Source organism: Streptomyces sp. NPDC059355 (genome assembly GCF_042752335.1).
Taxonomy (GTDB): Bacteria; Actinomycetota; Actinomycetes; order Streptomycetales; family Streptomycetaceae; genus Streptomyces.
The window spans coordinates 19,824-33,706 of sequence record NZ_JBHYXN010000005.1; the positions used below are offsets into that span (position 1 = coordinate 19,824).

At 72.8% G+C, this 13,883-nt stretch carries 12 protein-coding genes; 5 read left to right on the plus strand and 7 right to left on the minus strand.

Annotation, left to right across the window (positions count from 1 at the left end; genetic code table 11):
* Positions 1-169: 169 nt before the first annotated feature.
* From ACFXGI_RS06570 to ACFXGI_RS06580, 3 genes are all read left to right on the plus strand, one after another.
* Complete coding sequence (locus ACFXGI_RS06570) at positions 170-1,372, plus strand: methyltransferase domain-containing protein (protein ID WP_384704143.1); 1,203 nt, start codon at positions 170-172, stop codon at positions 1,370-1,372.
* Between the two features lie 122 nt (positions 1,373-1,494).
* Positions 1,495-1,617 (plus strand): pyridoxine 5'-phosphate oxidase C-terminal domain-containing protein, encoded by a 123-nt coding sequence (locus tag ACFXGI_RS06575; RefSeq protein WP_384704521.1) that lies wholly within the window; start codon positions 1,495-1,497, stop codon positions 1,615-1,617.
* Positions 1,618-1,723: 106 nt separating this feature from the next.
* Positions 1,724-3,091 carry a (2,3-dihydroxybenzoyl)adenylate synthase gene (locus ACFXGI_RS06580; RefSeq protein ID WP_384704145.1) on the plus strand — a complete coding sequence of 456 codons (1,368 nt, stop codon included), beginning with the start codon at positions 1,724-1,726 and terminating at the stop codon, positions 3,089-3,091.
* 9 nt (positions 3,092-3,100) lie between these two features.
* Here ACFXGI_RS06580 and ACFXGI_RS06585 read toward each other — a convergent pair whose 3' ends face one another.
* From ACFXGI_RS06585 to ACFXGI_RS06610, 6 genes are all read right to left on the minus strand, one after another.
* Positions 3,101-4,582, minus strand: a complete 1,482-nt coding sequence (locus tag ACFXGI_RS06585; protein ID WP_384704147.1) for an alpha/beta fold hydrolase — start codon at positions 4,580-4,582, stop codon at positions 3,101-3,103.
* 121 nt (positions 4,583-4,703) lie between these two features.
* Positions 4,704-6,053, minus strand: a complete 1,350-nt coding sequence (locus ACFXGI_RS06590; protein WP_384704148.1) for a carotenoid oxygenase family protein — start codon at positions 6,051-6,053, stop codon at positions 4,704-4,706.
* Positions 6,054-6,112: 59 nt separating this feature from the next.
* A complete protein-coding gene (locus tag ACFXGI_RS06595) occupies positions 6,113-6,571 on the minus strand; it encodes an SRPBCC family protein (protein ID WP_384704150.1) in 459 nt (152 codons plus the stop codon).
* Positions 6,568-8,052 (minus strand): MFS transporter, encoded by a 1,485-nt coding sequence (locus tag ACFXGI_RS06600; RefSeq protein ID WP_384704152.1) that lies wholly within the window; start codon positions 8,050-8,052, stop codon positions 6,568-6,570. The genes ACFXGI_RS06595 and ACFXGI_RS06600 overlap by 4 nt, the downstream gene beginning before the upstream one ends.
* A 125-nt stretch (positions 8,053-8,177) precedes the next feature.
* Positions 8,178-10,169 (minus strand): AAA family ATPase, encoded by a 1,992-nt coding sequence (locus tag ACFXGI_RS06605; RefSeq protein WP_384704154.1) that lies wholly within the window; start codon positions 10,167-10,169, stop codon positions 8,178-8,180.
* Between the two features lie 76 nt (positions 10,170-10,245).
* Positions 10,246-11,499 carry a cytochrome P450, cyclodipeptide synthase-associated gene (locus ACFXGI_RS06610; RefSeq protein WP_384704156.1) on the minus strand — a complete coding sequence of 418 codons (1,254 nt, stop codon included), beginning with the start codon at positions 11,497-11,499 and terminating at the stop codon, positions 10,246-10,248.
* A gap of 333 nt (positions 11,500-11,832) precedes the next feature.
* Between ACFXGI_RS06610 and ACFXGI_RS06615 the strand changes: the two genes are divergently transcribed.
* Positions 11,833-12,495: a DUF4232 domain-containing protein gene (locus tag ACFXGI_RS06615; RefSeq protein WP_384704158.1), complete on the plus strand. Its 663-nt coding sequence runs from the start codon at positions 11,833-11,835 to the stop codon at positions 12,493-12,495.
* A gap of 68 nt (positions 12,496-12,563) precedes the next feature.
* Here ACFXGI_RS06615 and ACFXGI_RS06620 read toward each other — a convergent pair whose 3' ends face one another.
* Entirely contained in the window at positions 12,564-12,917 is a 354-nt protein-coding gene (locus ACFXGI_RS06620; protein ID WP_384704159.1) for a nuclear transport factor 2 family protein, read from the minus strand.
* A 70-nt stretch (positions 12,918-12,987) separates the two neighbouring features.
* On the opposite strand from ACFXGI_RS06620, the gene ACFXGI_RS06625 reads away from it, so the two are divergent.
* On the plus strand, positions 12,988-13,860 hold the full coding sequence (locus ACFXGI_RS06625) for a LysR family transcriptional regulator (protein WP_384704161.1): 873 nt from the start codon (positions 12,988-12,990) through the stop codon (positions 13,858-13,860).
* Positions 13,861-13,883 lie beyond the last annotated feature (23 nt).

Genomic DNA, 13,883 nt, shown 5'->3' on the forward strand with positions numbered 1-13,883 from the left:
CCTGCATGCCGATCAGCGGTGTTCGGCACGCAGGGGCTTTGTGCGTCCCGGCCTCTCCCCTTCTCGTCTCATGGATGAAACGCAGCTGGCATATGCACCCCGATCAGGGGCATGCTTGCGCAGATACGGGCTGAAACCGACAGGCCGGCTCGAATGTGAGGACTGAGGTATGACGGTGGTCGTCATGCACCACGCGGCCGGGGAGACCCCGACCGCCGTGATCCGGGTGCTCGCGGGGGCCGGGCTCGCCTCCCGGACGGTCCCGCTCGCGGACGGTGCGGGCCCGTCCGCCGACCTCGGCGGAATCGAGGGCCTGATCCTACTGGGCGGCTCCCGGTCCGCCGGCGCTGACGGCGGGGCCGAGGGTGGGGCCGAGGGTGGGGCACGGCTGGTCCGCGCGGCCCTCGCCGCGGAGGTGCCCGTACTGGCCCTCGGGACCGGTACGCGGCTGCTGGCGCGGGCGACGCGCGCCGCCGCGGGAGCCGGGTCCGGCCCGGCCGCCGGCCTCCCGGCGCTGGAACTCACCCCGGCCGCGGAGTGCGACCCGCTCTTCGCCGGGGGCGCCCGCCCCTCCCCGAGCCTGCGACCGGCCCGCGACCCCCTGGAGCTGCCGGCCGACGCCGTGGTGCTGGCCTCCTGCGACGGGTACCCGGAACAGGCGTTCCGCATCGGCGCCGGAGCCTGGGGCATCCGGTTCCTGCCGGCCTCGCCGGGCCCCGCACTCGACCCGTGGTCCGAGCATCTCCTGGGCCGGTTCGCGACACTCGTGACCGCCCGTGCCGAGCACACCGCCACCCGGGCCTTCTTCACCCGCCGGGCGGACGCATGGGAGGAACGGTTCGCCCACCAGACGCCCGCGTACGAAGCCGCCGTCGCCCGGCTGCGCCTGGAGCCGGGCGGGCGGGCCGTGGACCTCGGCTGCGGCACCGGCCGCGCCATGCCCGCGCTGCGGACCCAGGTGGGCCCCCGCGGTCACGTGCTCGGCGTCGACCTCACCCCGGCCATGCTGGCGTCCGCCGCCCGGCACGGCCGTACCCGCCACGGGTACCTCGTCGCGGCCGACTGCACCCGGCTCCCGCTGGCGGGCGCTTCCGTACACGGCATCTTCTCGGCAGGAGTGCTCGACCACCTGCCGGACCCGTACGCCGCCCTCCGGGAATGGGCCCGCGTCACCGCGGCCGACGGCGTGCTGCTCCTCTTCCACCCCTCGGGCCGGGCGGAACGCGCCGCCCGGCACGGCCGCGCCCTCGACCCCGGCGACCTCCTGGCCGAGCACAACCTCCGCCCCGCTCTGGAGACCTCGGGCTGGCGCCTGGACGAGTACGAGGACGCCGGCGGCCACTTCCTGGCCCGCGCGCTGCCGCTCGCCTGACCCGGAGCCCCCCGCCGCGCCAGAGCCGATTCCTGGCTGACCCGGCGGAGCGCGACCACGTCCTGGCGAAGTCCTCGGCTCTGATCGAGCAGGCGCCGACGCTCGTCGGCCCCGCCTGGACGCTGTACACGCGCGCTCCCGCGGAGGTGGAGTTCTGGCAGGCGGCCAAGAGCCGTGTCCACACCCGCCTGCGCTACGAACGGACCGCGGACGGCGGCCGGGAACGATTGCGGCTCTGGTCCTGATTGGACCTTCCGCCGATCGAGTTCCGCATCCGTGGTGGGGAAGGCGCATTGCGCATGCGGGTGTTGACGGATTGGCTTGGTCCAGGAACGGGACCCAAGGAAGCGAATGTCACTCATGCTCACCGGCTGTACGCCCTGGCCCGAGGAGTTCGTCGACCGCTACTGGGCGGCCGGGCACTGGCGCGGAAACACGCTGGACAACCTGCTGCGCGGCTGGGCCCTGCAGTACGGACCGCGGACCGCGCTCGTGCACGGCGGCACCCGCATCACGTACGCGGGCCTGAACCGGCGCGTCGACCGCGTGGCCGCCGGACTCCGGTTGCGCGGCCTGCGGCCCGGGCAGCGGGTCGTCGTCCAGCTGCCGAACGTGCCCGAGTTCGTCACCACCGTGTTCGCACTGATGCGCATCGGCGCGGTCCCGGTGCTCTGTCCCGTCTCGCACCGCGGCCCCGAGGTGTCCCACATCGTGCGGATCACCGAGGCCGCCGGTTACGTCGGACCCTCGACGTACTGGGGCTTCGACCACACGGCGATGGCCGCCGACATCGCCGCTGGGGGGCCCTTCCTCCGGCGGGTGTTCACCTTCGAGGAACCGGGCGGGTCGTCCCCGTACGGCGGCTTCTCGACCGATCCGGCGGGCTGCCACTACTTCCCGCTGGCCTCCCTGGACTCCCCGCCCGGGCCGATGCCCGCGCAGGGCTCCGACCAGGTGGCGTTCTTCCTCCTCTCCGACGCCGCCACCGGTGCGCCCCTGCTCGTTCCCCGCACGCACGACGACTACGCCTACCAGGCGCGGGCCGCGGCCGAACTGGTGTCCCTCACCGAGAACGACGTGTATCTCGCCGCGCTGCCCGCCGAGTCCAACCTCGCCTTCGGCTGCCCCGGCATCGTCGGCACCCTCTCCGCCGGCGGGACCGTCGTCCTGGCCGAGGACGCGGACCGCGCCGGTGACTGCCTGGCGGCCATCGGGCGGGAGCGGGTCACGATCACGTCGGTGACGCCCGGCGCCGTCGGGCACTGGCTCGACGCACTCCCCACGGTCCGGGCCGACGTGAGCAGTCTGCGCCTCCTGCAGGTCGGCGGCCGCGCGCCCCTGCCCCGGGCGACCGCCGAACGGATCGGCCCCGCATGGGGCTGCCGTCTCCAGCAGGTCTTCGGCATGCCCGAGGGACTGCTCACGCTCACCCGGCCCACCGATCCGGACGAGACCGTGCTCACCACACAGGGCCGCCCGCTCTCGCCCGACGACGAGGTCCGCATCGTCGACGCGGACGGCAACGACGTGCCCGACGGCGAGCCCGGCGAACTCCTCGCCCGCGGCCCGTACACCCTTCGGGGCTACTACCGCTCGCCCGAGCACAACGCACGCGCCTTCACCCCCGACGGCCGTTTCCGCACCGGCGAACGCGCGCGGCGCACCCCGGAGGGAAATCTGGTCGTGACGGACCGCCTCCGGGAGGGGCAGAGGCCGTAGGCGACCCTCTCAGGTGGCGCAGGTCGTGCTGGGGGCGGGCAGGGCGAGGGTGGTCAGGTAGCGGTTGGTGGCATCCCTGACGCACTGGGACGCCAGGAACATGCTGTAGTCGTCCCCTTCCCGGGCGAGGACTACGCTGCCGGGCAGCTGGGCGGCCAAGGCCGCGCCCGCCTGGTACGGGGCGAGGGCCTGGTGGGTGGACTGCAGGACCAGCGCGGGCGGCGCGCCCGGCACCGGGGCACCGGCCTTCACCGGCACGGCGGGCACGGGCCAGCCGAGACACCCGGCGATGGCCTTGTAGGAGCGTACGGCGCCGCCCAGATGCGGGGACACACGGGCGAGTTCCTTCTGCAGGTCGGTGAGCTGCCCGAGGGTGCGCACCGGGCGTGCGTTGTCCAGGCAGGCGGGCACCTGGACCTGGACGGGGTCGAGGGTGTTGTCCGGCTCGCGGGTGAATTCGGTCCCGTCGCCCTGCTGGGCCAGGATGATGGCCTTCGCCAGGTCCGGCCAGGTGTGACCGGCCAAGGTCAGGTAGTCCTGCGTCGCCTCGCGGATGTCCTCGCCGGTCAGCGGCTGGTGGGCCGTGCCCCCGGTGCGGATCGGATCGCGGTCGGCCCGGGCGACGAGGGCGTCGTACTCGGCCGCCGCGTCCTTGCCGTGCAGGGCGCAGTCCGCGGACGCGGCGCACCAGGCGGCGAAGCGGTTGAAGGCCGTCTCGGCGGTGACGGCTTCCTGGACGGTCCGCCGGAGCGGTGAGCCGGTGTCGTCCAGGGCGGTGTCCAGGACCATGGTGCGCAGTCTGCCGGGGTGGAGGGCGGCGTAGGTGCGGCCGAGGAGGGTGCTGTAGTGGATGCCGTACCAGTTCAGCTGCCGCTCGCCCAGCGCGATGCGGACCGCCTCGAAGTCCCGTGCGGTGCTCGTCAGGTCGACGTGCTCGGTCAGGGGGCCGTTGCGCCGGGTGCAGTCCTCGGCGAACGCCCTGTTGGCGCTCACGAGCGCGTCGAAGGCTTCCTTGCTCCGCGGGGAGTGGCTGACTCCCGCGGGCACCGGCTCCTCCCCGCACACGATCGGCGTGCTGTGGCCCACTCCGCGCGGGTCCACGGCGACCAGGTCGAACTTCCGGGTCATGTCCCCGGCGAATTTCGGCAGGCCGATGCGCATGGCCAGGCGCAGCTGCTCGATCGAGGAGCCGCCCGCGCCGTCATTCAGCAGCAGCGTGCCCTGGCGGTGTGCCCGGTCCTCGGCCGGCCGGCGGACCAGTGCGAGGGTGAGGTTGCCGGAACCGGGGTGCGCCCGGTCGATGGGTACCCGCATCGTTCCGCACTGCATCTGCTTGAAGTCCGCGTCGGCGCAGTCGCGCCAGTCGATGGCGCTCGCGGACGCCGGGCGGTCGCCGGATTCCGGCTGGGCGACCGCCGGTACGGCGAGGGTGGTCGCGATGACGGACAGGGCGGCGGCGGTCCAGCCTGCGCGCTTCCGGATTCTTCTCATGTCTGCTTTCCCTGGTCGTGTACGGGCCCCGGCCGCCGGTGCGGCGGTGGCGAGGCGGTGCCGGAGCCGCGGGGTGCCCGCGGCTCCGGCTGATTCCCTGCTCCTGGACGGCCCTGGCGCCCTACAGGTCACTGTCGGGGATCCAGGAACCATGGACTCCGGCCGTCACCCGGCGGGGCAGGTGGACGGTGGCGACCCGGTCGAGGCCGGCGGCGTCGAGGACCAGCAGCTGGGAGGAGTCCTGCTTCAGGTCGGAGACGACGGTCAGCAGATAGCCGTCGTCCTCGCTCGTCGCGTCGGCGGCGGGGACGAACACGGCTTCGCTGGGCATCCGGGCGTCGCCCACCTGGTGGATGCGGCGGGCACCGGTGGTGCGGTCGTACTTGACGACGCCGTAGCCGCCGTAGCCCTTCTCGTCGGGGAAGGAGATGGCGTACTGGTAACGGTTCTCGGCGCCCAGGTAGTTCTCGTTGAGCGTCGGGAACTCCACCGGCAGGTCGTCGATGATCTGCTCGCTGACGGAGCCGTCGGCCATGTCGATGACCCAGCGGCGGGTGTACGAGCGGGAGCCGGGCTCGCTACCGCGGTCGGGCGCGCCGATCCACCAGTTCCAGGAGAGCCGGAAGCCCTCCCGGTCCACGGTGGGGCCTTCCAGGACGATGCGGCCCTGGCCGTCCTCGTAGGCGTTGGAGACGTGGAGCATGTTGCCCGGCTCCACCGAGAACCAGCGGATGTGCCCGGTGCCGTCGGCCCCGCGCGGCATGACGCCGATACGGGCGGGCTGGCTGTCGCTCCAGGCGTAGGGGATGCCGGAGTGCTCCGTGGGGTCGAAGGTGACGTTGCCCTCGACGAACACCACGTGCCGGCGGGTCAGGGCGAAGTCGTGCTTCAGCGAGGCCGTCGCCCCGGGGATCTCGGCGCTGTGGACTACGTCGCCCTTGGCATCGGCGACGTAGTAGGTCAGGAACGGCGGGAACGGCGAGGACCCGAAGAAGTGGAGCTCCCCGGTCACCGGGTCCTCCTTGGGATGCGCGGTCATGGCGCTGCGCAGCTTGCCGTCGAAGTCGTAGGCGCCGACCGTCTCCAGCTCCGGGGTGAGCTCGAAGGGGAGGTTCGACTCGCACAGGGCCAGGAGGCGTCCGGCGTGTTCGATGACGTGGGTGCCGGCGGTGCTGGCGGTGAAGTCGGGTCCGTGCTCGGTCATGTAGGGGGCGCCGTCGAGGGCAGGGGTGTGCACCCAGCGGTTGCGGTACCACTCGGCCGCGCCGTCACGCAGCCGGATGCCGTGGACCATGCCGCTGCCCTTGAACCAGTGGGTGGGGGTGACGCCGGGCTTGGGGTTGTGTCCGTTGCGCAGGAGCCGGCCGTTCAACTCGGGGGGCAGGGACCCTTCGACGGAGAGGCCGGCGACGGTGATCTCGTCGGGGACGGGGGTGTAGTGGCCGCTCAGGTAGGGCTTCGAGGTGGTCATGACGGGTGTTCCTCCGGTGCGTGGATACGGATTGCCGAATGCAGAGGTGTGGTGCACGGTCAGGCGGGCTGTTCCGCACGTGCCTTGAGGTGGGAGAGCCAGGCTTCCAGGGAGGCGTGAAGGGCCTTGCCGAGCTCGTCGGCCGCAGCTTCGACGGGGGCTCCGCTCCAGGACTCCTCGGTGCGGACGGTGGTGCGGTCGGTGCCGTCCGTGGTCCGCTCGAACGTCCAGACGTGTATGCCGGTGATGCCTGCGGCGGGGCCGCCCCACACGATCCGCTCCCCGGGGACCAGCTCGTACACGGTGGAGGTGATGTCCAGGCCGTGGGTGTGCCAGCTGAAGGAGTTGCCGGGCAGGAGCGGGCCGTGGACCTCTGCCCGGTCGATGTCCGCGTTCCAGACGGGCCAGTCCGCGATGTCGGTGTGCAGGCCCCACACGGTGGCGAGCGGAGCGTCGATCACGGCGTTCAGGCGGACGATGACGGGAGCCGTCTCGTCGATGGTGACGTTGGTTGTCATGACAGTGCTTCCTGTTCGGAGCGGATGGGTCGTGGAGAGCCGACCGGAGGGGTGCGGCGGGTGAGGAGCAGTGCGAGGAGGGCCGTGGTGAGGAGCACCGCCGCCGAGACCGCGAACGCGGTGCGGTAGCCGGCCGTGAGGGCTTCCAGCGGGGGCGTACCGGCGGACGCACCGGCGGTGACGGAGCCGGCCAGGGTGGCGAGGGCGGCGAGGCCGATCGCGCCGCCGACCTGGCGGGTGGTGTTCACCAGCCCCCCGGCCAGGCCCGCGTCCTGCCGCGGGACGCCGTCCACGGCGAGTGCCGTGAGCTGGACGAAGGCGACGCTGAGGCCCAGCCCGACCAGGATGCTCGGGCCGAGGACGTCCGTCAGGTAGCTTCCGTCGGCGCTCATCCGCGACAGCCACAGCAGTCCGGCGGCCTCGGTCAGCAGGGCCGCGGTGACGGTGACGGTGGCACCGAGCCGACGAGCGATGCGGGGGGCGAGTACGGCGCCGAGCATATTGGCTGCGGCGAGGGGGAGTTGTCCGGCTCCGGTGGCCAACGGGCTGGATCCGAGTACTTGTTGCTGGTAGAGCGGCAGGAAGAAGAACAGGGCGATCCACACGGACCCCAGCAGGGCCATCAGCAGGTTGCCGGCGGCGACCCGGCCGGTGGCGAACAGGCGGGGCGGCAGCAGCGCGTTCGGCCGCCGGAGCTCGATCAGGGGGAAGGCCGCGAGCAGTACGACGGACGCGCCGAGGGAGCTCAGCACCCCGCCGTCGGTCCAGCCGGCGCCGCGTGCGGTGGTCAGGCCCCAGACCAGGCAGGTCAGGGCGAGGGTGACGGTGGCGGTGCCCAGCAGGTCGAACCGCCCGGCGGCCTCCCGCCCCGCCTCCCGCCCCGCGTCCCGCGGTACGAGTACCGCCACCGCGGCCAGGACCATGGCCGCTCCGAGCGCGACGGAGTGGAAGATCCAGGGCCACCCCCACGCCTGGGTGAGCACACCGCCCAACAAGACGCCCCCCGCCCCGCCCGCCCCGGAGACCGCACCCCAGACCCCCAGGGCCCTGCCCCGCCCCGGGCCGGACGGGAACAGCCCCATCGCCAGCGCGAGCGCGGCCGGTGCGATGGCGGCGGCCCCCGCGCCCTGAACGGCGCGGGCCGCGATCAGGACGCCGGCGGAGGTGGCCAGCCCCGCTGCCAGCGAGGCCAGCGCGAACAGGGCGAGCCCGGCGAGCAGCACCCGGCGGCGGCCGAGCAGGTCGGCGACCCGGCCGCCCGCCAGGAGCAGCGCCCCGAACGCCAGGCCGTACGAGTTGACGACCCAGGTGGTCCCGCCGTCCGAGAGGCCCACCCCGGCCCGGATCTGCGGGAGCGCCACGTTGACGATCGAGGTGGCGAGCATGACGGTGAACTGGGCGGCGGCGAGTGGCGCGAGGACCGCTCCCGGCCCGGGGGGCCGACGTACTGCCCGGTCCGTCTGCGTGTGTGCGTCGTTCATGGCGCACACACTCGGCGCGAACGGTGTCCACTATCCAGGCCCGGCGGGGACGGGCGCTGTCCACTCCTGTCCGCACCTGTCCACGCGGTGCGGACGGCCCGGCCGGCGGCACGCGGACGCCGTCGCTACCGGGGGTCGTGCAACTCCTGCTGCCACAAGGCTTCGCAGAGCAGGTCCAGGCCCTGACGCAGGTGGCGGCGGTAGGTGCCGTACGGCAGGCCGAGACGGCGGGCGGCGGCCTCCTGGGTGGGTGCACCGGAGAAGTAGCCCGCCGCCAGGGCCTCGCGGGCCCGGACCCCGCGCGGATCACCGGCGAGTTCGTCGACGGCCCCGCGCAGCAGGGCACGCAACTCGTCCACCGGATCGGCGAAGTCGGCCGCGAGACGCGTGCGCATCAGGGCGCAGGCCGCGAAGGCCCCCGCGTCGCGCCAGTGGGCCAGGGCCTCGCGCACGGCCTGGTCGAACGCGGCACGGGAAACGGGCGACGGCCCGGACCGGACCGGCTCCTCGGTGGCCGATATGAAGCGCATGAGCCATGACTCCACGGGAACTTGGCGCCAGTCCACGCCGAAGACCCCGTACGTGTGGTCACCGACGCGCGGGCGCGCCCCGGTGTCGCTGAGGGTGCCCTTGACACGCGCCGCCCACGTCTCGGCGTCCTGGTACACGGCGAATCCGTACGCGCGGCCGCGGGCGCGGGCCGCCTCGGCCTGGGCCCGGGAGCTGCTCAAGTCGATGACGCGCGAGGGAACCTGGTACTGCTCGGGGTAGATCGAGAAGCGGCTGACCCCGATGTGCTCGCCGGGGCTCACCGGCTCGACGGCATCGGTGTACCGCCATGCGGCGGCGACGACGGGGTCGGTGGCGAGGTCCTGGGGGTCGGGCGGGGCCGGCAGGACCAGCCGGGTCGTGAACGCCACGATCCGGCCCGTGCCCACGAGCCGGTAGACGCTGAAGGCCTGCGGCTGGCGCCGCGCCCAGTACCGGACGAGCTCGGCGGAGGCGGCTCCCTCGGTCTCCTCCGTCATGCGCAGCACGGCATCGATGTCATCGGGGTGCAGAGGGCGGTCGTGCACCTCGTCCTCGCGCGACCAGGAGCGCAGCCGGGCCAGGGTCGCGCCTTCCCGGAAGAGGTAGAAGAGCTCGTCGGTGACGGTCCACACCCGTTCCTCGGGTGCTTCGCGCAGGATGCGCAGGTACTCGTCCGCGAGGCGCCGGCGCATCGCCTCGAAGGCGTTGGGCGCCCGCCAGCGCAGGTCGGCGGCGAGCGTCTCGCGCGCGGCGTCGTGCGGGTGGAGCCCTTGGTGGGTGGATTCGATGAACGGCAGGTCCCGCAGCCAGGAGAAGAGCGCATGGGCATCCTCTTCGGGCAGCACCGCGGCGAGCAGTTCCTCGGACGTCGAGTGGGCCTGCGCCGCCACCTCCAGGGCGCGGCGGTGGGCCGCCGTGGGCACCTCGCCGATCAGCCCCGCCAGCAGGGTGCGCAGTACGTCCGCCGTGGGGGCCCAGATCTCCTCGCGGCCGCAGCCGTCCGATCCCGCCGCGGCCGCGAGGGACAGGGCCAGCGGGTTGCCTCCGGCGAAGCGGAGCACCCGGTCCCGCAGTTCGGGCCGGATGTCCGCCGCCACGAGCAGGCTCCGGGCCTGCTCCTCGGAGAAGGGCTCCAGTTCGGTCACGTGCAGGAGCCGGGACCAGGCGGGATCGGCGGTCCACTGCGGCTGCGGGGCGCGCCGGCCGGCCAGGACGACCAGGGTGTCGTCCGCGGCGCGGGGCAGGAGGTGGTGCCACAGCCAGCTCTCCAGCCACTGGCAGTGCTCGAAGGAGTCCACGATCAGGACCGTGCCCGGAACGTCCAGGAACGGGCCGGCGGCACGCTCGAAATCGGCCGGATCCCGGCTGACGAACCGCCCGTCGAGTTCGACGAGCAGCCGGCCGGCCGTTCGGGCGCGGTCCGCCAGGTGGCGCAGCAGCGTCGACTTCCCGATGCCGCCCGGCCCGCACACGTAGAACGCGAACGGGGCCTGCGGATCGCCGGCCAAGGCCTCCTCGAAGCGGCCGAGTTCATCGTCCCGGCCGACGAAGGCGCGTACGCGCGCCCTGCTCAGTCTTTCCCCCACGGACACCATGGCGGCTCCCAACTTCCTTGTGCATGACCCGGCTTCGTCAGGTCGAACGGAGATCCTAACGGAGGTGTCATTCGGCGCTTTCGAGGTCTCGTTCGCCGAGGTGGACGGGGGTGAAGTCCAGGGACAGCGAGACGGGACCCCGGGTGTACAGGCCGCTCTCCCGGTAGCGGAGGCCGGGGCTGTGGCGGACCTGGTCGAGCAGGGGCAGGAGCATGGCGGCGACGGTCTCGATCTCGGCGCGCGCGAAGGCCGCGCCGACGCACTGGTGGAGTCCGCTGCCGAAGGACAGGTGCTGGGCGGCGGCGGTGAAGGAGCGGGCGGTGCCCAGGTCCGGGCGGTGGATGTCGAAGGTGTCCGGGTCGGTGAAGGCGTCGGGGTCCCGGTTGGCAGCGCCGATCATGCAGAAGACGGTGGCACCGGCCGGGACGGCGGCACCACCCGCGAACACCGTGTCCTGCGCCGTCTGGCGGGGGATGAACTGGACCGGCGGCGTGTAGCGCAGGGTCTCGGCGATGGCGGCGGCCAGCAGCTCCGGGTCCCGGCGGACCTGTGCCAGCTGCTCGGGGTGGTCGATGAGGTGCTTGAAGAGCAGGGCGAGGGTCTTGTCGGCGGGCTCGGTGGCGGCCGCCAGAACGTTGATGATCAGTGCGGTGACATCGCGGTCGCTCATGGCGATGCCGTCGAACTCGGCGGTGCACAGCTTCGATATCAGGTCGTCGCCGGGGTGGCGGCGCCGCCGTTCGATGACGGGGAGGAGGTACGCCTCCAGCTGCTCGGCGCAGTCCATGCAGTGGCGGCGGCGCTCGGGGGTGAGGGCCATGGCGGTGATGAACTCGGTGACTCCGCCGTTCCAGGCGGCCACCTGCCGCCAGTCCCGTCTCTCCAGACCGAGGACGTCGAGCGTCACGTGGACGGCGAGGGGTCTGCCGAAGTCGTTGACCAGGTCCATCCGGCCCCGGGCGAGGAAAGGGGCCATGAGCTCGGCGGCGTTGGTGCGGACGGCGCGTATCTGGTCGTGGAGGGCCTGCCCGGTGAAGGCCCGTACGGCGATCTTGCGCTTCGCGGTGTGCTCGGCCCCGGTCATCTGCGCGAGGACCGGCCCGCGCATCACCGGCTCGGCGCGCACCTGCAGCGACTCGGTCGTGAACGCCTCGTGGTCGGTCAGCACCCGCTTCACGTCCTCGTGGCGCGAGAGGAAGTAGCTGTCGAGGCCCGGCTCGTAGTGCACCGGCGTCCGCTCCCGCAGCTGGGCGAAGTGGCGGTAGGGGTCTGCGGCGAAGTCCTCGGACAGGATGCTGAAACGGGTGTTGACAACATGCACGGTGGTGCCCTCTCACATACGCGGTACGCGGAACGGCAAGAGCCGCGCCGAGACGCGAACGCCGCCGAGCACGACCAAGCCGCGCTGCAAGACGTACGAATCAAGCCACAGGTTGCGCGCGCGGAGACACACGAGGCTCAGCCCGTACGTGCGCGTGTGCGTGTGCATGTAACAGGAATGTACTAGAGGGAAGTTGGGCGGAACGGCCGGGCGGGCCGGCTGGTCTTGGTGATCGGAAACGCCCGCTCGTACCGACCCGCTCCCACCGGCCCGCTCCTACGACCCGCACCGAGCACCCGGCACTGCCGACCGATCGATCCTGAGGAAGAAACGATGCGCGTTCACAAGCTCACCCTCGCCGCCGTGGCCGTTGCCGCGAGCTTTTCGCTCACGGCCTGCCAGAACGGCGAGGACGGCACGGGACAGAGCAGCCCGTCGTCCGCGTCCTCCCCCTCGTCCGCGCCGACCGCGTCGCCCTCGGGCAGTGCGGATCAGGGCGGCGGCAAGGCCTCGGGCACGCCCGGCTCCGGCGGGAAGGGGACGACCGCCGGGACCGGCTCCAACGGGAGCGGCAAGACCGAGAAGTGCCGCACCGACGAGCTGACGATCACTGCCGTGGACGGCACCGTCGGCGGCGATGCCGACGGAACCGTCGCGGTGACGCTGAAGAACCGCGGCAGCCGGGACTGCTCGCTCTCCGCGTACGCGGGCGTCGACCTGAAGACCAGCTCGGGATCGCTGTCCGCCAAGCGCACCGGCGAGCAGGCCGACACGACCGTACTCAAGGCCGGGAAGTCGGTGTCCTTCGGGGTCAACTACCCGCTCAACACGTCGGGCGGCTCCGGCGTCCGCATCACGGGGCTGGTCGTGACCCCGCCGGACGAGACGAAGTCGGTCACGCTCGCCTGGCCGGGAGCCGCCACGCTGCCCGTCACGGAGGGTGCCGGCTCCCCGGTGAAGGTCGGCCCGATCGGCAGCGCCGGCCAGGGCGGCTGACCCGTACGACTCGCCCTCGCCCTCGTCTCGTCGGTCGGCCGGCCGACCGGCCGAGGGCACCGCGGGGATCAGCGGGTCTGCTGCGCCAGGATCTCCCGCGGGTCGAAGGCGACGCGGATCCTGGTGATCTTCCCGTTCTCCACGTGGCTCCAGTTCGCCGTGGGGGCCGGCGGAGCACCCGTCGTGTGCAGGTCGAACCAGGTGATCACGTCCGTGTCGTCGGCCACCCGGGCGTGCACCTCGATCCGTTCCAGGATCCGGCCCATCCCGCGCAGACCGGCGATGCACTCCTGCGCGCCGCGGGCCTGGCCGAGTGCGCCGACGAAGTCGACATCGTCGGCCAGCAGACCGCGCAGCGTGTCGAAGTCGCCCGTCTCCCAGGCGGTGAAGTACTTCTCGGAAATCTCTGCCGGAGTCGTCATGCGTCCAGGGTCCCGCAGGAGCGGCCATCGGTCCAACAGATGATCGCGATGGTGACTATCATCCGTGGTTATGGAACTGCACCAGCTGCGCTACCTCGCCGCGGTGGTCGACGAGGGCACCTTCACCGCCGCGGCCGCACGGCTGCACGTCAGCCAGTCGGGCATCAGCACGCAGGTGGGCAAGCTCGAACGCGAACTGGGGCAGCAGCTCCTCGAGCGCACGGGACGCCGGGTCCGGCTGACGGCCGCGGGTGAAGCCGTACTGCCGCTCGCCCGAGCGGCGCTGCAGACGATGGACAGCATCGAGGACACCGCAGCCCGGTTCGCGCGGGCCGTCCGGGGCCGGATCCGGCTGGGCATGATCAGGGGCTGCTCGATCCCCGGCTTCCTGGACGCCGTCGCCGGACTCGGGCGGACCCACCCGGGCATCGTCCTCAGCCTCCACGAGGAGGACTCGGACGTGCTGCGGTCCCAGGTGCTCTCACGCTCCCTCGACCTCGCCCTGATCGCGTTCGCTGGACGGGCCGAGCCCGCTCTGGACACCGTCGTGATCGTCGACGAGCCGATCGCCGTCGTCGTTCCCGAGGACCACAGGCTGCGCCGCGGGCCGGTGCGCCTCGCCGACCTGGCCGAGGAGAAGGTCCTCTGCCTCCCGCGCGGTACCGGGATCCGGGAGGCGTACGAGCGGTCGTGCCTCCAGCACGGGATCGAACCCCGTGTGCAGATCGAGGCCAGCTCCCCGCAGACCCTGCTCGGGCTCGCCCGACGGGGAGCCGGTGTGGCCGTCCTGAGCCCTTCCTCCGGGGCCGGCGAGGGCCTGGAGCCGGCCGTCGTCACCGACGCCGCGACGCACGCCTGCCTCGGACTGGCCATCCGGCCGGACCATCGGTCCCCGGCCGCCCGGCTGGTGCTGGCCAGGCTCCGGGAGGCACTCGCGCCCTGAGGCCGCCGGGACGCGGACTCGCC

What these genes read in the sequence shown, in the direction of transcription:
- ACFXGI_RS06570 (WP_384704143.1), top strand. Translation starts at nt 170, where the DNA reads ATGACGGTGGTCGTCATGCACCACGCGGCCGGGGAGACCCCGACCGCC.
- ACFXGI_RS06580 (WP_384704145.1), top strand. Translation starts at nt 1,724, where the DNA reads ATGTCACTCATGCTCACCGGCTGTACGCCCTGGCCCGAGGAGTTCGTC.
- ACFXGI_RS06585 (WP_384704147.1), bottom strand. Translation starts at nt 4,582, where the DNA reads ATGAGAAGAATCCGGAAGCGCGCAGGCTGGACCGCCGCCGCCCTGTCC.
- ACFXGI_RS06590 (WP_384704148.1), bottom strand. Translation starts at nt 6,053, where the DNA reads ATGACCACCTCGAAGCCCTACCTGAGCGGCCACTACACCCCCGTCCCC.
- ACFXGI_RS06595 (WP_384704150.1), bottom strand. Translation starts at nt 6,571, where the DNA reads ATGACAACCAACGTCACCATCGACGAGACGGCTCCCGTCATCGTCCGC.
- ACFXGI_RS06600 (WP_384704152.1), bottom strand. Translation starts at nt 8,052, where the DNA reads ATGAACGACGCACACACGCAGACGGACCGGGCAGTACGTCGGCCCCCC.
- ACFXGI_RS06615 (WP_384704158.1), top strand. Translation starts at nt 11,833, where the DNA reads ATGCGCGTTCACAAGCTCACCCTCGCCGCCGTGGCCGTTGCCGCGAGC.
- ACFXGI_RS06620 (WP_384704159.1), bottom strand. Translation starts at nt 12,917, where the DNA reads ATGACGACTCCGGCAGAGATTTCCGAGAAGTACTTCACCGCCTGGGAG.
- ACFXGI_RS06625 (WP_384704161.1), top strand. Translation starts at nt 12,988, where the DNA reads ATGGAACTGCACCAGCTGCGCTACCTCGCCGCGGTGGTCGACGAGGGC.